Annotated in this window: 19 protein-coding genes and 2 tRNA genes; 5 read left to right on the top strand and 16 right to left on the bottom strand. The window is 66.0% G+C overall.

All coding sequences use genetic code 11. The annotated features are described in order from the left end of the window. Positions 1–34 precede the first annotated feature (34 nt). The 7 genes from AC0KVN_RS07020 to AC0KVN_RS07050 are packed head-to-tail and all read right to left on the bottom strand — an operon-like array spanning position 35 to position 7,877. On the bottom strand, positions 35–1,234 hold the full coding sequence (locus AC0KVN_RS07020) for an acetyl-CoA C-acetyltransferase (RefSeq protein WP_435566497.1): 1,200 nt from the start codon (positions 1,232–1,234) through the stop codon (positions 35–37). Between the two features lie 28 nt (positions 1,235–1,262). Then, positions 1,263–2,417, bottom strand: coding sequence for an acyl-CoA dehydrogenase family protein (locus AC0KVN_RS07025; protein WP_169860590.1), 1,155 nt, complete (start codon positions 2,415–2,417; stop codon positions 1,263–1,265). 13 nt (positions 2,418–2,430) lie between these two features. After that, a complete protein-coding gene (locus AC0KVN_RS07030) occupies positions 2,431–3,255 on the bottom strand; it encodes an HTD2 family dehydratase (RefSeq protein WP_279728561.1) in 825 nt (274 codons plus the stop codon). Continuing rightward, entirely contained in the window at positions 3,252–4,460 is a 1,209-nt protein-coding gene (locus AC0KVN_RS07035; RefSeq protein WP_435566498.1) for a CoA transferase, read from the bottom strand. The genes AC0KVN_RS07030 and AC0KVN_RS07035 overlap by 4 nt, the downstream gene beginning before the upstream one ends. A gap of 10 nt (positions 4,461–4,470) precedes the next feature. After that, positions 4,471–5,490: an NADP-dependent oxidoreductase gene (locus AC0KVN_RS07040; RefSeq protein ID WP_435566499.1), complete on the bottom strand. Its 1,020-nt coding sequence runs from the start codon at positions 5,488–5,490 to the stop codon at positions 4,471–4,473. A gap of 7 nt (positions 5,491–5,497) precedes the next feature. Beyond that, positions 5,498–6,649 carry an acyl-CoA dehydrogenase family protein gene (locus AC0KVN_RS07045; RefSeq protein WP_435566500.1) on the bottom strand — a complete coding sequence of 384 codons (1,152 nt, stop codon included), beginning with the start codon at positions 6,647–6,649 and terminating at the stop codon, positions 5,498–5,500. A 46-nt stretch (positions 6,650–6,695) separates the two neighbouring features. Beyond that, on the bottom strand, positions 6,696–7,877 hold the full coding sequence (locus AC0KVN_RS07050) for an acyl-CoA dehydrogenase family protein (protein ID WP_017499264.1): 1,182 nt from the start codon (positions 7,875–7,877) through the stop codon (positions 6,696–6,698). A 370-nt stretch (positions 7,878–8,247) separates the two neighbouring features. Here AC0KVN_RS07050 and AC0KVN_RS07055 point away from each other — a divergent pair, with 370 nt between their 5' ends. Genes AC0KVN_RS07055 through AC0KVN_RS07065 form a run of 3 tightly spaced genes read left to right on the top strand, consistent with a single transcriptional unit; the run spans position 8,248 to position 11,080 of the window. Beyond that, a complete protein-coding gene (locus AC0KVN_RS07055; protein ID WP_048936597.1) occupies positions 8,248–9,489 on the top strand; it encodes a cytochrome P450 in 1,242 nt (413 codons plus the stop codon). Continuing rightward, positions 9,486–9,677, top strand: coding sequence for a ferredoxin (locus AC0KVN_RS07060; RefSeq protein ID WP_004212347.1), 192 nt, complete (start codon positions 9,486–9,488; stop codon positions 9,675–9,677). The genes AC0KVN_RS07055 and AC0KVN_RS07060 overlap by 4 nt, the downstream gene beginning before the upstream one ends. Continuing rightward, positions 9,674–11,080 carry a M20/M25/M40 family metallo-hydrolase gene (locus AC0KVN_RS07065; RefSeq protein ID WP_435566502.1) on the top strand — a complete coding sequence of 469 codons (1,407 nt, stop codon included), beginning with the start codon at positions 9,674–9,676 and terminating at the stop codon, positions 11,078–11,080. The genes AC0KVN_RS07060 and AC0KVN_RS07065 overlap by 4 nt, the downstream gene beginning before the upstream one ends. Before the next feature lie 22 nt (positions 11,081–11,102). Here AC0KVN_RS07065 and AC0KVN_RS07070 read toward each other — a convergent pair whose 3' ends face one another. Continuing rightward, positions 11,103–12,578 carry an aldehyde dehydrogenase family protein gene (locus AC0KVN_RS07070; RefSeq protein WP_435566503.1) on the bottom strand — a complete coding sequence of 492 codons (1,476 nt, stop codon included), beginning with the start codon at positions 12,576–12,578 and terminating at the stop codon, positions 11,103–11,105. Between the two features lie 26 nt (positions 12,579–12,604). Then, entirely contained in the window at positions 12,605–13,987 is a 1,383-nt protein-coding gene (locus AC0KVN_RS07075) for an MFS transporter (RefSeq protein WP_483656035.1), read from the bottom strand. A 364-nt stretch (positions 13,988–14,351) separates the two neighbouring features. Between AC0KVN_RS07075 and AC0KVN_RS07080 the strand changes: the two genes are divergently transcribed. Then, entirely contained in the window at positions 14,352–17,357 is a 3,006-nt protein-coding gene (locus AC0KVN_RS07080) for a TonB-dependent receptor domain-containing protein (protein WP_483656036.1), read from the top strand. A 176-nt stretch (positions 17,358–17,533) separates the two neighbouring features. On the opposite strand, the gene AC0KVN_RS07085 is transcribed toward AC0KVN_RS07080, so the two are convergent. The 7 genes from AC0KVN_RS07085 to AC0KVN_RS07115 form a co-directional block, all read right to left on the bottom strand. Next, a tRNA-Lys gene (locus tag AC0KVN_RS07085) sits at positions 17,534–17,609 on the bottom strand. A gap of 59 nt (positions 17,610–17,668) precedes the next feature. Next, positions 17,669–17,744: transfer RNA gene (locus tag AC0KVN_RS07090), tRNA-Lys, on the bottom strand. 121 nt (positions 17,745–17,865) lie between these two features. Continuing rightward, positions 17,866–18,978: a rod shape-determining protein RodA gene (gene rodA, locus AC0KVN_RS07095; RefSeq protein WP_017499258.1), complete on the bottom strand. Its 1,113-nt coding sequence runs from the start codon at positions 18,976–18,978 to the stop codon at positions 17,866–17,868. After that, positions 18,978–21,077 (bottom strand): penicillin-binding protein 2, encoded by a 2,100-nt coding sequence (mrdA, locus tag AC0KVN_RS07100; RefSeq protein WP_435566505.1) that lies wholly within the window; start codon positions 21,075–21,077, stop codon positions 18,978–18,980. The genes rodA and mrdA overlap by 1 nt, the downstream gene beginning before the upstream one ends. After that, positions 21,074–21,601 (bottom strand): rod shape-determining protein MreD, encoded by a 528-nt coding sequence (gene mreD / locus AC0KVN_RS07105; protein ID WP_017499256.1) that lies wholly within the window; start codon positions 21,599–21,601, stop codon positions 21,074–21,076. The genes mrdA and mreD overlap by 4 nt, the downstream gene beginning before the upstream one ends. Then, positions 21,598–22,518 (bottom strand): rod shape-determining protein MreC, encoded by a 921-nt coding sequence (gene mreC, locus AC0KVN_RS07110; protein ID WP_004212358.1) that lies wholly within the window; start codon positions 22,516–22,518, stop codon positions 21,598–21,600. Before mreC ends, mreD begins: the two co-directional genes overlap by 4 nt. 17 nt (positions 22,519–22,535) lie before the next feature. Then, on the bottom strand, positions 22,536–23,582 hold the full coding sequence (locus tag AC0KVN_RS07115; protein ID WP_004212359.1) for a rod shape-determining protein: 1,047 nt from the start codon (positions 23,580–23,582) through the stop codon (positions 22,536–22,538). Positions 23,583–23,716: 134 nt separating this feature from the next. On the opposite strand from AC0KVN_RS07115, the gene mutL reads away from it, so the two are divergent. Next, the gene (gene mutL / locus AC0KVN_RS07120) at positions 23,717–25,531 is read left to right on the top strand and encodes a DNA mismatch repair endonuclease MutL (protein WP_435566506.1); all 1,815 of its coding nucleotides are present in this window, start codon (positions 23,717–23,719) and stop codon (positions 25,529–25,531) included. Positions 25,532–25,535: the final 4 nt, after the last annotated feature.

Here is a 25,535-nt window from a genome sequence, read left to right on the forward strand (position 1 = left end):
GACGCCGGCCCAGGGGGCTTCCGAAAGGCGGTGGTCAGACCGCCCGTTCGAAGATGGCGGCCAGGCCCTGACCGCCGCCAATGCACATGGTTTCCAGGCCATAGCGGCCGTCACGCCGCTGCAGCTCGCGCAGCAGATTGGCGAGGATGCGTCCGCCCGTCGCGCCGATCGGATGGCCGAGCGAAATGCCCGATCCATTGACGTTGAGCTTGTCGCGATCGTCCCAGTTCCAGCCCTTGAGGCAGGCCAGCACCTGCGGCGCGAAGGCTTCGTTGAGTTCGACCAGATCGATGTCGTTCCAGCCAAGGCCATTGCGGGCGAACAGCTTTTCGACCGCCGGCACCGGACCGATGCCCATGCGCGAGGGATCGCAGCCCGCCGCCGCCCAGCTGTGCAGCCAGGCCATGGGTTCAAGGCCCAGTTCATCGAGCTTGTCCTCCGCGACCACCAGACAGGCGGCGGCGGCATCATTCTGCTGGCTGGCATTGCCGGCGGTGACCACGCCATCCTTCTCGATCGGTTTCAACAGGGCGAGCGATTCCGGCGTGGCGTCGGCACGAATGCCCTCATCCATGGCGAAGATCAGCGGATCGCCCTTGCGCTGCGGCACCGCGACCGGGACCAGTTCGTCGTCGAACTTGCTGGCGGCCCAGGCGGCTGCGGCGCGCTGATGGCTCATCGCGGCATATTCGTCGCAGGCCTCGCGGCTGATGTCATAATCCCTGGCGAGATTGTTCGCCGTCTCGATCATGCCACTGATGATGCCATAGCGGGCGATCGGCTGCGACATGACGCGGCCGCGGGTCAGGCGGTCATGGAACTGGGTCGATCCGGAACGGGCACCCCAGCGATGGTCCATCGAATAATATTCGACATTGGACATGCTCTCGACCCCGCCGGCGACGACGATGTCGGCGGCGCCGGTCTGGATCCGCATGGCCGCATCGATCACCGCCTGAAGCCCCGATCCGCAGCGTCGGTCGAGTTGGACGCCGGGGATGCTCTCGGGCAGGCCGGCGGCCAGCGCCGACCAGCGGCCGATGCAGGGCGCCTCGCCATTGCCATAGCCCTGGGAGAAGACGACATCGTCGATCCGTTCGGGATCGATCCTGGTCCGCTCCATCAAGGCCTTGATGATGACCGCGCCCAGATCGCCGGCGCTGAAGGATTTGAGCGAACCGCCATATTTGCCGACGGCGGTGCGGATTGGGGCGACGATGGCGGCTCTGCGCATGCGATGTCCTTTGCGGAAATGGGGAGGATCAGGCGGCCGCTTCGGCCTGGCGGATCATCTGCTTGGCGATGATGGTCTGCTGGATCTGGCTGGTGCCCTCATAGATGCGCAGCAGCCGGACATCGCGATAGAAGCGCTCGACCTTATACTCGGCCATATAGCCGGCACCGCCATAGATCTGGACGGCGCGGTCGGCGATCCGGCCGACGGCTTCGGAGGCGTAATATTTGAGCGCGGCGCATTCCAGGCTGACCGGCTCGCCGGCGTCGAACTTGGCGGCGACCGACTGCATCAGTGCTTCGGTGGTCAGCATGTCGACCTTCATGTCGGCAAGCATCGCCTGGACCAGCTGGAAATCGGCGATGCGCTGGCCGAACTGCTTGCGTTCCATCGCATATTGCAGGGCCATGTCGATCAGCCGCTGGCACATGCCGAGCGCGACGGCGGCGATATGGATGCGGCCGCGATCCAGCACCTTCATCGCGGTCTTGAAACCGCGACCGGGCACGCCACCAATGATGTTGGCGGCCGGCACGACGACATCGTCCAGGATCACGTCGGTGGTGATCGACCCCTTCTGACCCATTTTCTTGTCGGGCTTGCCGAAGCTGATGCCGGGCGTGCCGGCGGGCAGGATGAAGGCGGAAATGCCGGCCGCGCCCTTCACGTCCGGTTCGGTCCGGGCCATCAGTGTGAAGACGCTGGCGCGGGGCGCGTTGGTGATGAAGCGCTTGGTGCCGGTGATGCGGTAGGTGTCGCCGTCGCGGATGGCGACGGTGCGCAGCGAACCGGCGTCGGACCCAGCCTCCGGCTCGGTCAGGCCAAAGCTGGCGATCGCCTCACCGGTGGCGAATTTGGGCAGCCATTCGCGCTTCTGTTCCTCGGTCCCATCCATGACGATCCCCTGGCTGCCGATACCGACGGTGGTGCCGATGACCGAGCGGAAAACGACCGACGCGCGGGTGATCTCGCGGATGATCGCCGCTTCCTCCGCCATGGTGCAGCCGATGCCGCCAAATTCCTCCGGCACGGACAGGCCGAACAGGCCCATGTCGCGCATCTGCTGGATGATGGTTTCGGGAACCGCATCCGCTTCCTCGACGGCGTCCTCGGCCGGGATCAGCTTTTCACTGACGAAGCGGCGGACGGTGGTGCGGAACAGGTCGAACGTCTCGGCGTCCATGAAAAATCTCCTCTCAATATCCGATGTCGGCGACCATGGCGTCGCTGCCGTCGCAGCGGATCGCGCGGCAGCGGCCGGCTTCATCCTCGCGCAGCAATACCGGCTGGCCGGCAAAGACCGGCGCGACCGCGCGGAAGGCGAAGCGGGTCGGGCTGCGGCCCCCGCCGCGGGCATGGCCGAACAATCTGGCGGCGGTGAAGGGGCCGTGGATCACCAGGCCGGGATAGCCCTCCTCGTCGGTCGCATAGGGCAGGTCATAATGGATGCGGTGGCTGTTGAAAGTGACGGCCGAGAAGCGGAACAGGTCGACGCTGTTTGGCGCCCAGTTCACATCATCGGGGGCGCCATCGAAGGCGGCGGGGACGATCGCGGGCGTCGGTGCGCCGGTGTCGCGATAGACGATGGTCTGCACCTCGCTCACCCGTTCGCGATCGGCCTGGACGATGCTGTGGCCGACCTTCACGAGGACAAGCTCGCCGCTGCGGCCACTCTTGTGGGCGATGTCGAGCACGGTCGAGGTGCGGGTCGCTTCCCAATCGAGCATCAGGGGCGCGTGAAACTGCATCTCGGCGGCAGCGAACATGCGGCGGGGCAGGCTGATCGGCGGCAGGAAACCGCCGCGTTTGGGATGGCCGTCCGGGCCGATCTGGTCAGCGGCGGCAACCGGCAGGAAAAAGGCCCAATGGGCCAGCGAGGGCTGGACCGCCTCGACATCGAGCGGCTCGCCGATGGCGGCGGCGAAGCGGCGCAGCGCTTCCCGGTCGAGCATCTCGGTCCGGCTTTCGGTCCTGCCGACCCATGTCTGCCAACGGGCGATATCGGATGGGGAAAGGGTCATGCGACCAGTCCTTCGTCATGGAGGCGGCCGATCGCGCCGCTGTCGAGGCCCAGCAGCTCGCTCAATATCTGGTCGCTATGTTCGCCAAGGCGCGGGGCCGCACCGACGGCGCCGCGCGCCTCACCGGCCAGCGTGCCCGCCGGGCCGGATGTGGGGTAGGTGAGGCCGCTGGGATGGGCGATCGTCTCGAACAGCGGATTGGCGGTGAACAGCCGTTCGTCCTGCGTCACGGCCTGATGCAGCGACTGATATTCGCCCCAGGTGACGCCGCCCGCGTCGAAGGCGGGCTTTAGCGCGTCGCTGCTGCGCGCGGCGAAGGCGGCTTCGAACAGCGGGAAGAGCCGGGCGCGATGGGTGAAGCGGGCGCCCTCATCCCTGGCGAAGTTGGCCCCCGTTTCGCCCTCGATCGCGGCGATCGCGTCGCCAAGGTCCAGCGTCTTGAGGAGGCCGGTCCATTGGCGCGGGGTGATGGCGACGACGATCAGCCTCTTGCCGTCGGCGGTCAGGAAATCCCGGCCGAAGGCGCCGAACAGGTCATTGCCCATGCGTGGCCGGTCGCCGGCTGACAGCACTTCGGCGACGGAGCCGAGATGCGACAGGGTTGAGGCCGCGAGGTCCGACAGGGGCACGCGGATTTCCGCGCCCTGGCCGGTCGCGCGCCGGCGCAGCAGGGCGGACGTCATGGCGAAGGCGGCATAGGCGCCGCCCAGCAGATCCCAGGCCGGCAGGACATGGTTGACCGGACGGTCATCGTCGGCCGGGCCGGTCATCATCGGCACGCCAGCGGCGGCGTTGATGGTGTAATCGACCGCCGGTGATCCATCGGCCCAGCCCATGACGCGGACGCTGATGATGTCGGCACGGCGTGCGGCCAGCGCCTCATGGCTGAGGAAGCCCTTCACCGGATAATTGGTGAGGAACAGGCCGGCATTGTCGCCCTGCGCGGTGGCGATGGCGACCGCCAGTTCGCGCCCTTCGGGGCGGCCAAGATCTATCGCGATCGATTTCTTGCCCTTGTTGAGCCCCTCCCAATAGAGGCTGGCCCCGGAGGTGGCGACCGGCCAGCGACGATAGTCAGGGCCGCCACCGATGGCGTCGAAGCGGATCACCTCCGCCCCCATCTGTGCCAGGTGCAGGCCGCAGGACGGGCCGGCGATGAAGGCGGCACCTTCGACCACGCGCAGGCCCTTGAGCATGTCGTACATGGAATTCCCCCTAGCCCAGCCTGACCATGGTGCGGCCGATATTGGCGCCCGAGAACAGGCCCCAGAAAGCGTCGAGCGCCTTGTCGATGCCATCATAGACGGTTTCGGCCGAGGCCATCTGGCCGGCCTGGCTCCAGAAGGTCATGCGTTCCAGCATCTCCGCCTCCAGATCCATATGGTCGAGCGCGATATAGCCCTGCATGCGGATGCGCTTGGTCATCAGCATGGTGAGGTTGCGCGGCACGGTCGGCGCGTCGGTGACATTATATTGCGAGATCATGCCGCAGATGGCGAAGCGCGCGAAATCATTGGCAAGCGACAGGGCGGCCTGAAGATGATCGCCGCCGACATTGTCGAAATAGACATCGATGCCGCTGGCGCCGATCGCCTTGACCTCGCGGGCGAGGGCCTTGGTCAGGTTCGGCTCCGCCTTGTAATCGATCGCGGCGTCGACCTTGAGCACATCGCGCAGGAAGGCGGTCTTGTCCGGGCCGCCGGCCGATCCGATCACCTTGCATCCCATGTTGCGGGCGATCTGGCAGGCGATCGATCCGACCGCGCCGGACGCGGCCGACACGAAGACGGTGTCGCCCGGCTGCAACTCCGCAATGCGGATGAGGCCGGCATAGGCGGTGAGGCCGGTCATGCCGGCGAAGCAGAGATAGGCCTGGGGCGGCAGTGCCTGGCGATCGCGATGCTGGAGCGCGGTGCCGGGGGCATTGAACGCTTCGCGCCAGCCAAGCCGGGAAAAGACCAGTTCGCCGGGCGTGAAGGCCGGATCGTTGGAGGCGATTACTTCGCCGATCGCCGGTCCCTCCATCGCCGCGTCGAGCGCGAAGGGGGGCACATAGCTTTTGGCGTCGCTCATCCGCCCGCGCATCGCCGGGTCGACTGCCATCCAGAGATTGCGCACTTGCACCTCGCCGGGGCCGGGCGGTGGCAGAGCCTGTTCGACGGTGGCGAAATCCTCCGCCACCGGGGCGCCGATCGGGCGGCGCTTCAGCTGTATTTCGCGCGATGGCATGATCATCGGCCCCTCAATAGCCATTGAGCCGCGCCCAGCGCTCGCGGTGCCAGGCGGTGCTGCCATGGCATTGCTCCGCGACGCGGGCGCGCTTCAGGTAAAGGCCGGCATCATGTTCATGGGTCATGCCGATGCCGCCATGCAACTGGACCATCTGCGAGGATATGCGGTGCAGCGTTTCGCCGGCGGTCGCCTTGGCGAGCGAGGCGAGGGCGGGGAGCGCAGGATCATCGGCATCGATCGCCGCCAGCGCGGTTTCGACCGCCGATCGCGTCAGCTGCAATTCGCCGAACAGTTCGGCGGCGCGATGCTGCAGCGCCTGGAAGGAGCCGATGATCGCGCCGAACTGGACGCGGGTCTTGAGATAATCGAGCGTGATGTCGAACGCCTGGGTCGCACTGCCCAGCATTTCGGCGGCGATGCCGATCGCGGCCCGATCGCGGATCGCGTCGATCAGGTCGGCGGCCTTGCCGATTTCGCCGAGAACATCGTTGACAGCGATGTTGACACTATCGAAGCGATATTGGGCGGGACGGCGGGCATCGATCTGGTCGAGCGCCAGCCGCTCCAGCCCGGCGCTGTCGGTCGGTACCAGGAACAGGGTCAGGCCATCGCGATCGCCCGGCGCGCCGCTGGTGCGCGCGGCAACGATGGCGAGGTCGGCGATCATGCCGTCCTGCACCGGGCGCTTGGTGCCGGACAGCTGCCAGTCATCGCCTGAGGCTGTGGCCGCCAGCGCGGTGCGCTCGGGAGCATGATGCGGCCCTTCGTCGAGCGCCAGCGTGCCGATCAGCGATCCGTCAGCGATGCCCGGCAGCCAGCGGGCCTGCTGCTCCTGCGTGCCGGCAAGGCGCAACGCGGAGGCGGCGACCAGCGCGGAGCTGACCAGCGGCGAGGCGGCCAGGGTGCGCCCCAGTTCCTCGATCACCAGGCCAAGGCTGAGATAGCCGAAATCGGCGCCGCCATGGTCTTCCGGCACGATGATGCCGCACCAGCCCATCTGCGCCATTTCGGCCCAGGCCTCGGCATCATAGCCGTCCGATCCGCTGAGACCGCCGCCGCCATGATCGTACAGGCCGCGCAGCGCGGTCGCGGGCAGGCGGTCGCGCACCCATTCCGACGCCATGTCCTTCAGCATCGTCTGTTCTTCGTTCAGCACCGCCACGGCGCGTCCTCCCGCATCCTGTCTTTTCTCTCGTCCTCGCCCATGCTCAGCCCGGCAGGCCCAGCGTGCGCTTGGCGGTGATATTGTTTTGCACCTCGTAGCTGCCGCCGTAGATGGAGAAGGCCTTGCTGTGCAGCCAGGCGCGCGTCGCCTCCTTCTCGGCCGCACTATAGGGATCTCCGGCCCAGCCCAGGCCATCGGCGCCCATGATCTCGACCAGCAGCTCGGCCCGTTCCTGGATGATGCCGGACCACAAATTCTTGAGTGCTGACACGCCATGGCTGGGGCCGCCATTCTTCGCTTCGGCTGCGAGCCGGCGAACGGTTGCCATATAGGCTTCATGCCGCATCGCATTGCGCACCAGCCGGGCGCGCAGGTCCGGGCTGTCGATCCGCCCGAGCGCGTCCGTGCCCAGATAGTCATGGGCCAGCGGGGCGAGGGGGGTGATGTCGGCCTTCACCTCCGACAGGCTGTTGCGTTCGAACTGCAGCAGCCGCTTGGCGATGGTCCAGCCTTGGTTGACCTCGCCCACCAGATTGCCCTTGGGCACCTTCACATCGTTGAAGAAGACTTCGCAGAAATGGGTCGATCCGCTGATGAGGACGATCGGCCGGGCCTCGATCCCTTCGGATTGCATGTCGACCAGCAGGAAGCTGATGCCGCCCTGCTTGCGCTCCGTATCGGTGCGGACGAGGACGAAACACCAGTCGGCCTGGTCGGCGCCCGATGTCCAGATCTTCTGCCCGCTGACCAGCCAATGGTCGCCCATGTCGATGCATTTGGTCTGGAGCGCGGCCAGGTCCGATCCCGCGCCGGGTTCGGAAAAGCCCTGGCACCAGCGCCGTTCATGGCTGGCGATAAAGGGCAGATGTTCCAGTTTCTGCGCTTCGTCGCCATATTCCAGCAAGGTCGGGCCAAGCATCATCGTGCCATAGCTGCGGATCGGGTTGAAACCGCCGATCGCGGCCAGTTCCTCGCCGATGATCTTGCCATGGGCTTCGGTGAGGCCGGCGCCGCCATAGCGCGGCGCCCAGGTCGGCACGCCCCAGCCCTTATCGGTCATCCGCTGGCGCCAGAGCTGATAGTCGGCATTGGCGGCGGCGGCATGGGCGTCGCCCTGGAAGAGCAGGCCGGGCACATTGGTCAGCGCCGGCGGAAAATTCGCCTTCAGCCAGGCGCGCGCCTCCTGCCGAAATTCTTCTCTATCGATGGGCTCCATTTCCGCCATCCACTCACATCCCTGTTCTGCTCGAAAGGCGAGCGCGCCGTCCGGGTGTCACCCGTCGGGCTGCTCGCGGCTTTCGGATGGCCGCTTGCGATCCATGTCCGATTCCTTAGGTCAATATTGCACAGGTGGCTAGTTATATTTTGCACTCAAGGATAATTTTCATCCGCAACGGAAATCGCGAATTTTGCGTAATGTGGCGGAAAAGCGTGGAAATGCGGTGGTGCCCGTGCGCCGCGCACGGGAAAATATCGTAACGACGATTGTCCGATTGACAGCCGGCGGCGTGCTCATAAACTATACCATAATGCAAAATTGATAAGGCCGGTCCGCCGTGGCGCGAGAACTGGCTACCGCTGCAGGAGAGCGCATTATGGAAACCATGGCCGCCCGTCCGATCCCGGCGCATGTGCCGCCCGACATGATCGGCAATTTCAGCCTGTTCAGTTCGCCGGGGCTGGAGCCGACGCCCAATGGCGATCCGCAGGCGGCGAGCGCGGTGGTGCATGACGGGCCGCGCATCTTCTATTCGCCGGTCAACACCCGCGACGGCAAGGGCACATGGGTCATCACCCGTGCGCAGGACCAGCGGCGGGTGCTGCAGGATCCAGAAACCTTCTCCAGCCATCGCAGCATCTTTGCCTCGGCGCTGGGCGAAAGCTGGCCGATGATCCCGCTGGAGCTGGACCCGCCCGAACATGGCAAGTTCCGCTCACTGCTCAACCCGCTGCTGTCGCCCAAGCGGGTGATGGCGCTGGAAACGGCGGTGCGCGAAAGGGCGAGCGTGCTGATCGACCGGATCGCGGCATCCGGCACCAGCTGCGACGTGATGACCGATTTTGCCTTCCCCTTCGCGGTCAATATCTTCCTGCGTTTCCTGGGCCTGTCGGACGATAGGCTGGACGAATTTGTCGGCTGGGCCAATGACCTGTTGCATGGCGACAATGTGAAGCGGCCGGCGGCGGCGCGCACCATCGTCGCCTTCATCGACGAGCTTTCGGCCGATCGGCGCCGGCAGCCGGTCGATGATTTCATGTCCTTCCTGGTGCAGTCGCGGATCGACGACCGGCCGCTGACCGACATGGAGATCAGGGGCACGGGCGTGCTGCTGTTCATCGCCGGGCTGGACACGGTGGCGGCCGCGATCGGCTTTGACCTCAACTATCTGGCGCGGCATCAGGCGGACCAGCAATGGCTGCGCGACGATCCCAAGCGGATCGTGCTGGCGGCGGAGGAATTGCTGCGCGCCTATCCGACGGTGCAGATGATCCGGGTCGCGACGAAGGACGTGGATTTCGAGGGCGCGCCGATCCGCAAGGGCGACTATGTGTCCTGCGCGACGATGATCGCCAATCGCGATCCGCTGGAATTTGCCGATCCTGCGCGCATCGACCTCGCCCGCGAGGATAATCGTCACACCGCCTTTGCCTATGGGCCGCATCGCTGCCTGGGGTCGCATCTGGCGCGGCGCGAGATCGTCGTGGGGCTGGAGGAATGGCTGAAACGCATCCCGACCTTCCGCATCAAATCCGGCACCGCGCCGGTCACCTATGGCGGCCATGTGTTCGGGATCGAAAACCTCATCCTCGACTGGTCGCAGGAGGATGCGGCATGAAGATCATCGTGCATCGCGAGAAATGCCAGGGCCATGCCCGTTGCTGGGCGATGGCGCCCGATATCTTCGAACTGGATGACGAGGGCTATATCATGCCCGGCGACATCGACGTGCCGGAAGAGCAGGAAAGGCTGGCCTGGATGGGCGCCAAATCCTGCCCCGAACGCGCGCTCGACATCCAGAAATGAGAGCCTCCCTGCTGGCCCTTGGTGGCCTTGTCGCGCTGGCATCCGGCCCGGCTATGGCGGCGGAACTGCGCCCCGACCAGATCGCCTTTCGCGATATCTATCGCGAACTGGTGGAGACCGACACCAGCGCGCCGACGGGCAGCTGCACCGTGGCGGCGGGCCGGATGCTCGATCGGCTGCGCAGGGCGGGCTTCGGGCCGGACCGCGCCGAGGTCTTCGTGCCGGAGGGGCATGAGAAGGATGGCGGCCTGATTGCCCGGATCGAGGGGAGCGATCCGCGCGCTGCGCCGATGCTGCTGGTCGATCATATCGATGTGGTGGCGGCCCGGCGCGAGGATTGGCCGCGCGATCCGTTCCGCCTGACCGAGGAGAAGGGCTATTTCATCGGGCGCGGGGTGATCGACGACAAGGCGCTGTCGGCCATCTGGATCGACAGTCTGATCCGGATGCAGGCGGCAGGATTTCGTCCCCGGCGCACGATCAAGGTGGCGCTGACCTGTGGCGAGGAAAGCAGCGATGCGGTGAACGGCGTCGACTGGCTGCTGCGCAACCGGCGCGATGCGGTGCAGGCGGGCTTTGCCCTGAACGAGGGCGGCTATGGCATCAGCGACAAGGATGGCCGGCCGATCGCCCTCTATCTGGCGGTGGGCGAGAAATATGCGCAGAGCTTCACGATCGAGGCGCGCAACAGCGGCGGCCATAGCAGCCGCCCGCGTTCCGACAATGCGATCTATGACCTGGCCGATGCGCTGGAGGCGGTGCGGCGGCTGTCATTCCCGATCCAGCTCAACCCGACCAATCGCGGCTATTTCACCCGCATGGGGCCGATCGTCGGCGGTGCGATGGGGCAGGCGATGGAGCGGCTGGGGCAGGGGCAGGACGATGCCGCAACGGTCGCGACGGTAACAGGCGACGTCACCTATAATGCGATGCTGCGCACCACCTGTGTCGCGACGCAGGTGGAGGCGGGCCATGCCGAAAATGCCCTGCCGCAGCGGGCGCAGGCGACGATCCAGTGCCGCCTGTTTCCCGGCGACAGGGTGGAGGATGTCGAGGCAAAGTTACGGTCGGCGCTGCCGTCCGGCATTGCCCTGACGCGCAAGGGCGACAAGGGGGCGCCGGCCGTGCCGCCGCCGCTCGATCCCCGGATCATGGGACCGGCCGAAAAACTGGCGCAGCGGCATTTCCCCGGCATTCCGGTGGTGCCCAACCTGCTGACCGCCGGCACCGATGGCCGCTATCTCAGCGCTGCGGGCATCCCGACCTATGGCGTGCCGGGCATCTTCCTCGATCCCGACGGCAATGGCGCGCATGGGGTGGACGAACGCATCCGGGTGAAGAGCGTCTATGATGGGCGCGACTATCTCTATGCGCTGATCCGCGCCTATGCCGAGGGGCGCTGACAAGCCCCTCGGTTGGCACCGCTCAGGTGCGGATCCACACGCCCTTGGTCTGAAGATAGGCGTCGATATGTTCGGCGCCGCCCTCCCGGCCGTAGCCGCTCATCTTGTAGCCGCCGAACGGGACCGACGGGTCCATGGCGAAATAATGGTTCACCCAGATGGAGCCGGCGCGGATGCGCTTGACCGCCGTCATGGCCTTGCCGATGTCGCGGGTCCACACCCCGCCGGCGAGGCCGAAGCGGGTCGCGTTGGCGCGGCCAATCACCTCGTCCAGGCTGTCGAAGGGCAGGATGCAGGAGACGGGGCCGAAAATTTCCTCGCGGGCGATCCGCATCTCGTCGGTCACGTCGGCGAAAATGGTCGGGGCGACCCAATGGCCCTTGTCGAGCGCGCCGCCGGTGACGCGATGGCCGCCGGTGACGAGGCGAGCGCCCTCCTGCGGGCCAAGGTCGAGATAGGAGGAGACGCGGGCGAACTGCTTGGCCGATACCAGCGGGCCGATCACGGTTTCGGGATCGAGGCTGGGACCGATCTTCAGATCGGCGGCGAAGGCGGCGATGCGCTGCACCATCTCCTCATAGACAGGCCGTTCGACGAACAGGCGGGTGCCGGCGGCGCAGACCTGGCCCGAATTGTTGAACACGCCCATGGCGGCCGCCGGGGTGGCGGCGTCGAGATCGGCATCGGCGAAGATGATGTTGGGCGACTTGCCGCCCAGTTCCATCGTCACCTTCTTCACCGATCCGGCCGAGGCGGCGATGATCCGCTGGCCGGTCTCGCACGAGCCGGTGAAGGCGATCTTGTCGACGTCGGGATGGGCGGAGAGGGCGGCGCCGGTCTCGCCTGCGCCGGTGACGACATTGACGACTCCGGGCGGCACCCCGGCCTCCAGGCAGAGTTCGGCGAAGCGCAGCGGGCTGAGCGAGGCATCCTCCGCCGGCTTCAGCACGATGGTGCAGCCGGTGGCGAGCACCGGGCCGATCTTCCAGGCGGCGCTGAACAGCGGTCCGTTCCAGGGGATGATCGCGCCGACGACGCCGACTGGTTCCTTCAACGTGTAGGATAGGAGATCGACCGGGAAGCTGTTGGACAGGGTCTCGCCATGGATGGCGGTAGCGGCGCCGGCGAAATGGCGCAACGATCGCTGCAACATGCCGCGCAGCCCCATGGCGGCGGTGATCGGCCGGCCCATCTCGATCACGTCGAGCAGGGCGAGATCCTGAAACTCGGCATCGACCAGGTCGGCGAGGCGCAGCAGCACCGCCTGGCGCTCGGCCGGCTTGAACCGGCTCCATGGCCCTTCAAAGGCGGCGCGCGCGGCGCGCACGGCACGGTCGACATCCTCGGCGCCGGCCAGCGCGAGTTCGGCGACCAGTTCGCCGGTGGAGGCGCTGAAGCTCTGGAATGTCTTGCCCGACAGCGCGTCGACATGCTGGCCGTCGATCAGCAACTGCTTGGGCTTGCCGTCGATAAAGGCGGGGCGGCGGGTTTCGATCATCTTTATGTCCTTTCGGAAACAGCCGGTCAGACCGGCTCGCCTTCATGGGCGCGGCGCATCGAGGCGCGGCCGAGGGCGAAGAGCAGAGCGGCGGGCAGCAGCACGCAGAAGACGCTGGTAATGAGCGACAAGCCCACCTTCATCTCGTCGCCCCACAGCTTGTCGGTGACGAGGCCGATGAAGGCCGGGCCGCCGGCCATCGCGATGAGGCCCGATGCCAGCACATAGAGGGCCGAGACGCCGCCGCGCAGATAGGCAGGGGTGACGACCTGGACGGTGGCCGGCCCCATGCTGGCGGTCGAGAGGATCAGCGCCATGAAGCACCAATAGCAGGCGACCGTGACCCAGGGGCTGGCGACCAGGAAGGCGGCGATGCCGAAGGGGGCGGCGGCCAGCACGGTCATCAGGCACCAGAAGAGATGCGCGTCCTTGCGCCCCCGGCGATAGAGGCGATCGACGGTCCAGCCATGGAGCGGGATCAGCGCCGCGGCAGCGATCTGGGCGATGCCGATCACCGGGCCGATCTGCGCTGGCTGCCAGCCATGGACGCGAGCGAGATAGACCGGGGTCCAGAGCTGGAAGCCGATGGTGGCGGCATAAGCGAGGCCGAAGCCGACAAAGGCGGCGGTGTAGAGCGGCTTGTGCCGGCGGATATAGGCCCATGCCTCGCCATAGCCCGCGCCCGCGCTCACGGCCTTGCGCCGGGGCGGTTCGCGGAACAGGAAGACGAGGAAGGCGAGCAGGATGCCGGGCGCGCCGGTCATGATGAACACCTGCTGCCAGGGCTGGAGCGTGCCGAAGAGTGGCCATGTGGCGGGGCCGGCCTTCATCGCCGCGCCGACGATCGGGCCGCCCAGCAGGAAGACGATGCCCGCGCCCATGACGCCGCCCATGATGAAGACCGACATGGCGAGCGAGACGCGGTGCGGGGGGAAGCTGTCGCCGACGACCGAATAGCTGCCGGTGCCAAAGCCCGACTCGCCCGCGCCCACCCCGGCCCGCGCCATGGCAAGGCCGATGAAGCTGCCGGCGAGACCGCAGGAGGCGGCGGCGATGCTCCAGACCGTGACCGACAGATAGAGGACGATGCGGCGGCTGAAGCGGTCGAGCGCCATGCCGAGCGGAATGGCGCACAGGCAGAAGAGGACGGCGAAGGCAGGCCCCTGGAGCAGGCTGATCTGGAGGTCGGAGAGACCCAGATCCTGTTTGATCGGGCCGACCATCAGCGCCATGATGTTCCGGTCGGTCAGCGACAGGATATAGAGCAGGAACAGGATCGCGACCGTCAGCCAACCCATGAAGGGACTGGGATAGTCGGCGGTGGCCGGGGAAGGGGACGGCGGCGGGGGGCTGTCGATCGGCGCTGAGGGTGACGGCGAAGCTGACAGGGACAAGGCAGGTTCGCTCATCGACGGAACGCCCTGATTATCACCGATTCTCTGTTGCGCAGGCTCGACACCGACCTTCTCCATGCTGATCGCCGTGCCTGGTCCGGGGAGCGGCACGATCTGTTGCCGGCATAACGCACATTTTTGCACCATAGGTCAATATATGATGCGCCGCTTTTCGCGGCTTTATCCCCTGTCCCTAATAAGAAGGCCGGATTTCCGTTGCGGCAAGGGGGCAAATTCTTTTCGATCAAACATTTACCACTGGTGCAAAATTAGTTGACATCCACCGCTGGAGCGATAGAAATAAAAATGCACACCGGGATAATAATGACAGGTGTGGGCCAACGAGCCGACACATTGCGTCCAGGGAGAGGAAAGACCAATGTCCAAGCACAAGATTTTTGCGTCGTCGCTGGCGATCGGCGCCAGCATCGTCGCGATGACGGGCAGCGCCCTGGCGCAGGATGCGGCGCCGCCCGCACCGGCACCGGAGCAGGCCGCCGAGCAGGGTAGTGCCGCACCGGTCAGCACATCCGACATCGTCGTTACCGGCTCGCGCATCGTGCGCGATGGCTATACCGCGCCGACGCCGGTGACGGTCGCCACGACCGAGGAATTGTCGCGCACGACGCCGTCGAGCATTCCGGACGCGCTCAACAAGCTGCCGCAATTCTCCAATTCGCTCAGCCCGTCCAAGTCGGCGTCGAATTTCTCGAACGCGCCGATCCATGGCAATGTGCTCAATCTGCGCGGCCTGGGCACGCCCAGCGCCAATCCCAAGGGGCCGCTGCGCACGCTGATCCTGTTCGACGGCATGCGCGTGTCGCCGACCGAATATATCGGCACGATCGACACCAATGTGCTGCCGCAGCTGCTGATGCAGCGGGTCGACGTGGTGACCGGCGGCGCCTCGGCCCAATGGGGCTCTGACGCGGTCGCGGGTGTCGTCAACTTCGTGCTCGACAAGAAATTCACCGGCATCAAGGGCGTTGCCCAGGCGGGCATTTCCGACGAAGGCGACAATGCCAACCAGCGCCTCGGCCTGGCGGTCGGCCAGGATTTTGCCGGCGGACGCGGGCATATTCTGCTGAGCGGCGAATATTCCAACAATGAAGGCATGCTGCGCAGCGATCGCGACTATGCGACCAAGGGCTATAGCTATGTCGGCAGCGTCGTGGGTTGCACCAAGCTGGCGAGCGAGCCGGCGTCGGTCTGTGCGCCCGGCGGCGCGCGCAACCCCTATACGATCGGGTCGAACATCCTGATTTCGGCGCTGGCGCCCAATGGCCGCATCACCGCCTCCAGCGTGGCGGGCAATCCCTATGTCGGGCAGGTCATCAACAATGACGGCACGACCCGGCCGTTCAACACCGGCACGGCGGTCGGCACCACCGGCTTCCAGTCGGGCGGCGACGGCTACCAGATCCCGACCACCGGCGCGGCGGTCATTCCGCTGACCACCTATCAGGCGTTCGGTCGTCTGAGCTATGACCTGACCGACGATATCAACGCCTTCGTCCAGGGCAGCTGGTCGCGCTCGGACCTGGAATATTCGACCCAGGTGAATGCGCTGGTCCCGGCGTCGCAGGGTGTCACCATCTACAAGGGCAATCCCTATCTGTCGTCCGCGCTGAATTCGGCGCTGACGTCCGCGACGGACAGCTACACGGTCGGCCAATATGATGCCGGCCAGCCGACAGCCATCGCCAAGGAACGAACCGATTACTGGATGGTCAATGCGGGCTTCACTGGCAAGCTGGGCGGGCTCGACTGGAGCGCCACCTATTCGCATGGCGACTCCAAGCACATCCTGGCCAATTCCGGCCTTTATGACAGCAAGAAGCTCTATGCGGCGGCCGACGCGGTGGTCGATCCGAGCACCGGCCAGATCACCTGCCGGGTGCTGCTCGATCCGACCTATGCCAGCCAATATGCGGGCTGCAAGCCGATCGACGTGCTGCATGGCGATCCGTCCAAGTCGACGCCCGAAGGCTATGCCTATGCGACCGGCACGTCGCGTTACCGGGCCAGCATCCGTCAGGACAGCTTTGCGGTGAACCTCAGTGGCAGCCTGTTCGACCTGCCGGCCGGGCCGGTCGACTTCGCGGTCGGCGCGGAATATCGCAAGCAGACGCTGAACCTCACCAGCAATGCCGATCCCTCGCTGCTCGACACGGCGGCCGAGCGCAGCGCCTATTTCGCCGGCCTGCGCGGGGTGCCCGCCACCACCAACTTCTACTGGCTGACCAATGTCGGCACGGCGCATGGCAGCCTGAACGTCAAGGAAGCCTATGCCGAACTGGCGGTCCCGATCCTGAAGGACAAGCCCTTCTTCCGGGAACTGAGCATCAACGGCGCGGGCCGCATCACCGACTATTCGACGTCGGGTACGGTCGAGACCTGGAAGGTTGGCGCAACCTGGAAGCCGGTCGATGACCTGCTGCTGCGTGCCACCCTGTCGCGCGACATCCGTGCGCCCAACCTGTTCGAACTCTATTCGGGGGCGCAGAGCGGCATCGGCATCGTCAACGATCTGCAGACGGCCGATGGCAGCTATGGCAGCGGCCTCAACCAGAATGTGAACACGGTCACCAGCGGCAACGCCAATCTGAAGCCGGAAAAGGCCAAGACGCTGACGATCGGGGGCGTGCTGACGCCATCCTTCTTCCCCGGCTTTTCGCTGTCGGTCGACTATTACAAGATCAAGGTCACGGGCCTGATCGACACGCTTTCGTCGCAGCAGATCATCACCAACTGCTATAATGCGGGCGGATCGGGCGTGGCCGAATGCGGCCTGATCGATCGGGCGACGCCGACCAGCCTGCCCTCGCTGGTGCATATCGTGCCGGCCAACATCGCCTTCCTGAAGACCGCCGGCATCGATTTCGACGCCAGCTATCGCACCGCGCTGGGCGACGGGGCGCTCAGCCTGCGCCTCTACATGAACTATCTCGACAAGTTCGATGCCCAGCAATATGGGGGCGCGCCGATCGCCCATTATGCGGGCGTCAGCGTGGTCGGCAGCAACCCGGCCGGCTTCCCGCGATGGCGCGGCAATTTCTCGATCGATTACAGCAACGGGCCGTTCGGCATCACCCTGTCCGAACAATATATTCACAAGATGCGGTTGGATATTCCCGGTGGGCCGGTGCCGATCGAGTTCGTCGATGATAAGGTGAAGGCGGTCTGGTATACCGACCTGGCCATGCGCTTCACCGTGCCCCAGGGGAATGGCAATTTCGAGCTGTTCGCCAACGTCAACAACCTGTTCGACAAGCAGCCGCCGATCATTCCGGGCACCGTGCCGGGGGTGAACCTGCCCACCAATATCGCGGTCTACGACTTTATCGACCGGGCCTTCACGGCGGGCGTCCGCTTCAAATTCTGATAAAAGCCGAAGAGCCATTCGGGGCAAGCCGCTGGAGGCCGGATCATCCGGTTTTCAGCGGCTTTTTTCGTGCCGATGGGGTGAGCAGCCAACTTTGAGAAGCCGGCGCGAAATAGCCGCAAAAGCGCCCAATGGCGGATCTGCGCTTGGCTATCAAATCTGGAGATGGGAAGGGGTGGTGGACGCACTTGGGCTCGAACCAAGGACCCGCTGATTAAGAGTCAGCTGCTCTACCAACTGAGCTATGCGTCCACACTGGCCTATAAGCGATCCGCTGGAGGATCGAACCTGCATCAGGCCGATGCAGGATTTGGTGGACGCACTTGGGCTCGAACCAAGGACCCGCTGATTAAGAGTCAGCTGCTCTACCAACTGAGCTATGCGTCCATCCCGTTGTCGGTCAGTCTTGGTGGCTGATCGCTTCGGTGTGGGCGGCCTGTTAGCAGGCACATTTGATTCTGCAAACAGTAAATTGCGTTATTGCACAATTTTTTCGCGAGAGGCCCGCTCAGGCCCAGTTGCCGATGCGCGTGGTGCGCTTGGTCGAGCGGTCGATCGACATGATGATGCCCACGCACAGCATGACGGTCAGCATCGATGAACCGCCATAGGACATGAAGGGCAGGGGGATGCCGACCACGGGGGCAAGGCCCATGACCATCATCAGGTTGATCGCCATGTAGAAGAAGATGGTGGTGGTGAGGCCCGCCGCGACCAGACGCGCGAACTTGTCGGGCGTGCGCAGCGACACGCGGATGCCCCAGCGGAACAGCAGCATGAAGGCGCCGATCAGGAACACGCCGCCGGCCATGCCCCATTCCTCCGCCATGGTGGCGAAGACGAAGTCGGTATGGCCTTCGGGCAGATATTGGAGATGGCTTTGCGTGCCCTGGAGGAAGCCCTTGCCCCAGATGCCGCCGGAGCCGATCGCGATCTTCGACTGGCTGATATGATAGCCCGCGCCCAGCGGATCGCTTTCCGGGTCCATGAAGATCAGGACGCGCTTTTTCTGATAGTCATGCAGGAAGCTGAAGGCGATCGGGATGATCGCGGCGACGGTGAGGCCGGAGCCGATGAACAGGCGCAGCGGCAGGCCGGCCAGAAACATGACGGTGATGCCGCCCGCCAGGATCATCGTCGCAGTGCCCAGATCCGGCTGTACCAGCACCAGCGCCCAGGGAACGCCGATCAGCACCAACGCGGGCCAGATGGCGTTCCAGCGGCGGATTTCCCCCACTGGCAGCATCGCATAGAAGCGGGCGACCGCCAGCACGATGATCGGTTTCATGAATTCCGACGGTTGCAGCTGCATGAAGCCCAGGTTGATCCAGCGCTGGCTGCCGCCGGCGACGCCGCCGATCAGTTCCACCAGCACCAGCGACACCAGCACCGCGCCATAGGCGGGGAAGGCAAAGCGGGCGAACAATTCCAGCGGGATCCGGCTCAGCACCAGCGCCATGACGGCGAAGATGACGAAGCGCACCCCCTGGTTGATTGCCCAGGGGGTGATGCTGCCACCCGCGGCGCTGTAGAGCACCAGCGTGCCGAACAGGGCGATGGCGGCAAGCAGGCCCAGCACGCGCCAGGGAAATTCGGTGACGGACTGGGGTATGATGCTCATTACGGGTTTCCGGGGCCGGGGGGCGCGGGCAGGTCGTCGCCATCATCGGGCTCAGCCGATGACGGGGCCGGTGGTGGCGGGCTGGCGGCTGGCGGGCTGGCGGTCGGCGCGGTCGCATTTGCGGCCTCGCTGCCATTGGCTGCGGCGGCCGGCGGCGGCGCCTGTCCCTTCTCGATCGCCTTGGCCAGGCGGAAGGCGGCCATCTGGCGGGCCTGGCGTTCGGCCGGGGTGCCGCCCCAGCCCTTTTCCAGCGTGACCAGCTTCTCCATCGCCTTCTGCGGATCGAACAGATAGGACATGGTGTCGCTCGCGATCATCGGCGCATCCTCATTGCGGATGGTGTGGCCGCCATGTTCGATGATGCAGGCGATCGCGTAGCGGGGGTTGTCGAACGGCGCGAAGCCCTGGAACAGGGCGTGGTCGCGCAGCTTGAAGGGCAGACCGGCATTACCGCGCACGCCGCCGGCGCGCTCCGCCATGGTGATGCGACGGACCTGTGCCGTGCCAGTCTTGCCGGCGATCAGCACATTGGGGATGCTCATGCGCGCCGCGCCGCCGGTGCCGCCGCCATTGACCACCGCGCTCATCGCGTCGCGGATCGTCACCAGATGCTCCTCGGGTACGCCGACCAGCGCCGGCTCGGGCCGGGCCGCGCCATGCAGGAAATTGGGCATCAACTGCCGTCCGGTCGCCAGCCGCGCTGCCATCACCGCCATCTGCAGCGGATTGATCAGCATATAGCCCTGGCCGATGGTCGCGTTGACGGTGTCGTACACCTGCCATTTCTGGTTGTATTTCTTGAGCTTCCACGCCGGGTCCGGGACCGTGCCATAGCTCTGGCTGGGGAAGGGCAGGTCGAAGCGCTGGCCCATGCCGACGCGCCGCGCCATGCTGGCGATGCGGTCCATGCCGATCCGCTGGGCCATCTGGTAGAAATAGATGTCGCAGCTCTGGGCGATCGCGCCGCGCATGTTGAGCGGGCCATGGCCGCGCTTCTTGTGGCAGTGAAACAATGTGTTGCCGACGCGGATCGCGCCGCCGCAACTCACCGTCTCGGCCGGCGATACGCCCGCCTCCAGCAGTGCCAGCGCCACCATCGGCTTGACCGTCGATCCGGGTGGATAGAGGCCCTGCAGCACCTTGTTGCGCAGCGGGACATGGTCGTCCTTCGACAGCATTTCCCATTCCAGATGGCTGATGCCGTCGGAAAAGCTGTTGGGGTCGAAGCTGGGCATGGATGCGCAGGCGAGCACGTCGCCATTATGGCAGTCGATCACCACCACCGCGCCGCTCTGGGTGGCGAGGCGCCGGCCGGCATATTCCTGCAGGCCCGCGTCGATCGTCAGCTTGATCGGATTGCCGGGCGTATCGGGCCGAGTGGTGAGTTCGCGCACGATCTTGCCGCGCGCGGTGACTTCCACCCGCTTGGCGCCGGGTTTGCCGGTCAGATGCTCGTCATAGGCGCGCTCCAGCCCGTCCTTGCCGACCTTGAAGCCCGGCGTGATGAGCAGCGGATCCTTGCGCTTCTTATAGTCTTCCGCGGTCGCCGCGCCGACATAGCCGAGCAGATGGCCGACCGTGGCGCCGGCGGGATAATGGCGCGAAAAGCCCTGGCTCGGCGCGACGCCGGGCAGGTCGGTCAGGCGGACGGAGACGGCGGCGAACTGGTCATAGGTCAGCTTGTCGGCGACCTGGACCGGACGGAAGCCGGCCGACTTGTCCAGTTCCTCCTTGATCCGCTCGACATCGTCGGGCTGGAGCGAGAGGAGTTGCGCCAGATGACCCACCGTCGCCTCGGCATCGACGATCCGCTGCGGGATCAGGTCGACGCGGAAATCGGTGCGGTTATTGGCCAGCGGCCGGCCGTTGCGATCGACGATCCAGCCGCGCCGGGGCGGGATCAGCGTCAGGTTGACGCGATTGCTTTCCGACAGGAGCTGATATTTCTCGTTCTCGGCAATGCTGATCCAGCCCATGCGGCCGACCAGCAATGCGCCGATCGCGCCCTGCAGCCCGCCGACCACCATGGCCCGGCGGCTGAAGGTGAAACTCTGGGTGGCTTCGGTGACGATCTTGCGCTTGGGCGTCGGGAATTTCATGCCATCACGCGCCAGCGGTCGATCCGGGCACATTGCCGGACGACGAAGGGAAAGAGCAATATCGTCCAGAGCATTTGGGGCGCGACCAGCAACAGTTTCACAGGACCTCCGCCGGTAATTCGCGCGAAGAAGACGCCGCCGGCCAGGCAGAAGATAATCGCCATGGTCGCGATTAACCAGTCCTGACGATAGCTGCGCCAGACGAGCCGATGCTCGATCGCGTCGATGCCGATCAGCATCACGGTCCACAGGAACATGGCGGAGCCGATCGGCTGGCCGCTCATCATGTCGTCGAACAGGCCGAGCGGCAGGCCGACCCAGGCGCGCCACAATTCCGGGCGCAGCAGCCGCCAGGCCAGCAGGACCAGCAGGCCGAAGGGCGGCATCGCCGGCGACTGGGCGATGACGGGCAGGATCGTCAGCATCGACCCCAGCATCACGGTCACCACCGGCGTTCCCGCCAGGCGCCAGCGCGACGGATGGCGGCCCAGGCGGGGAACCGGCGGCAGATTGCGATCGATCATGGCGTCGCGGCGTTCCCGGCGGCCAGGCCATTGGGGTCGCTGGTCGCGGCCACGCCCGGATCGGGGCGGGTCACGATCTGCTCGAAGGCGCGCTCGACCACGACGGCATCGACCTTGGTCGGGTTGGCGAGCGGCACGCCATAGGCGATCTCGCCCTGGACGCGGACGACCACCGCGACCGGGATATTGGGCTGGAAGATGCCGCCAATGCCCGACGTCACCAGCAGATCGCCCGGCTTGAACGGATTGCGACCGGCCGCCAGTGCGCGGATCTCCAGCGATCCGTCGCCGCCGCCGGTGGAAATGGCCGGGACATTGTCGTTGGCGCGGCGCACCGGCACGATATTGCTCGTGTCGGTCAGCAGCAGCACTTCGGCGGTGTTGGGCGTGGTGGTATGGACGCGGCCGATCAGCCCCTCGGCTGCGCGGACCGGCATGCCCGGACGCACGCCCTGCCAGCTGCCGGCGTTGAGCCGGGCGAAGCGACGCGCGCTGCTGGCGGACGAACTGATGAGGCGCGCCGACAGCAGCGCGCTGCTGTCGACATCGACCAGCTTCAACAGCTTCTTGAGCCGCGCATTTTCCTGCGCGATGCCCTTTGCCTCGATGATCCGGTTGCGATCGGCCTCGACCTGACGGCGCAGGCCGACATTCTGGGAACCGGCGCGCCAATAGGCGGCCAGAACCTCGTCGATCGAGCTGACGCCGCTCACCGTCCGCTTCATGCCGGTGGACAGGGGGCGGGTGATTTCCGCCGTCCCTGTCCGGATCGCGGCAAAGCCGGTCGGATCGAAGATGGCGACAACGATCAGCAGCAGCGCGATCGCTGCCCCGGCCATTGCCACCACATAGCTGGCGAAGAGGCTATATTGCGCCTTCCGGTTATGACCGGGGCGTCGGCTGGGTGGCCGCGCCATCGTCTATGTCCCCCGGATCAGGCAGTCTGCAACACGCCCCGGAAGATCGGATCCTCCATCGCGCGGCCGGTGCCGATCGCGACGCAGGTCAGCGGATCTTCCGCGATGGTGACCGGCAGGCCGGTCTCGTCGCGCAGTTCATCGTCCAGCCCCTTGAGCAGCGCGCCGCCGCCGGTCAGGACGATGCCCTGATCGACAATGTCGGCCGCCAGTTCGGGCGCGGTGTTTTCCAGGGCGATGCGCACGCCTTCGACGATCGTGCTGATCGGCTCGGCCAGTGCGTCGGCGATCTGGCCCTGGTTGATGCTGATTTCCTTCGGCACGCCGTTGACGAGGTCGCGACCCTTGATGTGGATCGTCTCGCCGACGCCGTCCTCGGGCGGCTGGGCAACGCCGAACTGCTTCTTGATGCGCTCGGCGGTGGCTTCGCCGATCAGCAGATTATGGTGGCGACGCACGAAGCTGACGATCGCCTCGTCCATCTTGTCGCCGCCGACGCGGACCGAGGTGGTGTAGGCCAGGCCGCGCAGCGACAGCACGGCGACTTCGGTGGTGCCACCGCCAATGTCGACGACCATCGAGCCGATCGGTTCGGTCACCGGCATGTCGGCGCCGATCGCGGCGGCCATCGGTTCCTCGATCAGGAACACCTGGCTGGCGCCGGCATTGCTGGCGGCGTCGCGGATGGCGCGGCGCTCGACGCTGGTCGAGCCCGATGGCACGCAGATCACGATCTCGGGCGCGCGCCAGGGGCTGTGCTTGCCGCCATGCACCTTGTTGATGAAATGCTTGATCATCTGCTCGGCCACGTCGATGTCGGCGATGACGCCGTCGCGCAGCGGGCGGATCGCCTCGATCGAATCCGGGGTCTTGCCCATCATCAGCTTGGCATCGTCGCCGACCGCCTTGACGCGCTTGACGCCGTTCAGCGTCTCGACCGCGACCACGGAAGGTTCATTGAGGACGATGCCGCGGCCACGGACATAGACCACGGTGTTGGCGGTACCCAGGTCGATGGCCATGTCCTGGGAGGAGAATTTGAAGAGGCGCGAGAAGATCGACATGCTTCATCCTGTTTCGCCCGGTTGCGCCGGGACGGCAGTGTTCGTGTCCGCGCTCCGTCCCGCCCAAATCTATGCTGGAATATTTTTGGGGTCGCGGCTCGCGGAAAGCGCTCGCTTGGGCTAGTCACTAATCAATGTCAATACGCCGTCTGCCCGAACATCTGGTCAATCGCATTGCCGCAGGCGAAGTGGTCGAAAGACCCGCCAGCGCGCTCAAGGAAATCGTCGAAAACGCGCTGGATGCCGGCGCGACGCGCATCGCCGTGCGCCTGTCGAGCGGCGGGCTCGACCGGATCGAGGTCAGCGATGACGGCTGTGGCATGGATTCGCAGGACATGGCCCTGGCGCTGGAGCGCCATGCCACATCCAAGATGCCTGACGACGCGATCGAGAATGTCGCGACGCTGGGTTTCCGGGGCGAGGCGCTGCCCTCGATCGCCTCGGTTGCGCGCCTGTCGATCGACAGCCGGCCGCGCGGCGCCGATGGCTGGAGCCGCACCGTCGACAATGGCGTGCTGGTGGCCGAAGGGCCGGCCGCACTGCCACCCGGCACCCGCGTCACCGTTGACCAGCTCTTCGCCAGGGTGCCCGCGCGGCGCAAATTCCTGCGCTCGGCCAAGTCGGAATATGCCGCCTGCCTCGACGTCATGCGTCGCCTGGCCATGGCCCATCCGTCGGTCGCCTTCTCGGTCGAGCATGATGGTCGCCGCGTGCTGGGCGTGCAGGCGGGCGAGGCGCGGGAGGAGCGGGTCGCCGCGCTCACCGACCGGCAGCTTGCCGACAATCATGTGATCGTCAGCCTGGAGCGGGATGGGGTGCAACTTTCCGGCGTCGCCTCGCTGCCGACCTACAATCGCGGCGTGGGCGATCATCAATATCTGTTCGTCAATGGCCGCCCGGTTCGTGATCGGCTGCTGATCGGCGCGCTGCGCGGCGCCTATGCCGACATGCTGGCGCGCGATCGCCACCCGGTGGTTGCCCTGTTCCTCGACGTCCCGCCGCTGGAGGTGGACGTCAATGTCCACCCCGCCAAGACGGAGGTGCGTTTCCGCGATCCGGCGCTGATTCGCGGTATGATCGTCTCGGGCCTGCGCCGCGCCCTTGACGCAGAGGGCTTTCGCGCGGTCCAGCATGCCGATCCCGCCGCGCTCAACGCCTGGCGGCCCGAACCGCTGTCGCCCACGCCGATCGGCGCCATGCCGATCTTCGAAGCCGCGGCCACGCCCTATGCGCCGCCCAGCTACAGCCAGTTCGCGCCATCCTCGCCCGCCGGCTATCAGGGGGTAGGGGATCGGCGGCCGAATTTCCTGACCCCGCCGCCCCAGGCGCGCGCGGAACCCGCCGCCGCGCCCGCACCCGAAGGGCACAGCTTCCCGCTGGGCGTCGCGCGCGGCCAGGTCGCGCGCACCTATATCGTCGCCGAGGCCGAGGATGGCCTGGTCATCGTCGACCAGCATGCGGCGCATGAGCGGCTGACCCTGGAACGGATGCGCCGCGCGATGGAGGGGCAGGGCGTGGCGTCGCAGGCGCTGCTGCTGCCCGAGGTGGTCGAACTGGACGAGCCGGCCTGTGACCGGCTGGAGGCGCGGGTCGCCGAACTTAAGGAGTTCGGCCTGGAGCTGGAGCGCTTCGGCCCCTCGGCCATGCTGGTGCGGGCAACCCCGGCGATGCTGGGACAGGGCGATGTGCAGGGGCTGGTCTCCGATCTGGCCGACGATCTTGCCGCCTATGACAGCGCGCTGTCGCTCAAGGAGCGGCTCGATCTGGTCGCCGCGACCATGGCCTGCCACGGCTCGGTCCGCGCAGGCCGTATCCTCAGCGTCGCGGAAATGAACGCCCTGCTGCGCGAAATGGAAGTGACCCCGCGCTCGGGCCAATGCAACCATGGCCGGCCCACCTGGGTGAAGCTCGGCCATGGCGATATCGAGAAATTGTTCGGGCGAAAGTGAGGGC

Source organism: Sphingobium sp. SG1, from assembly GCF_057063145.1.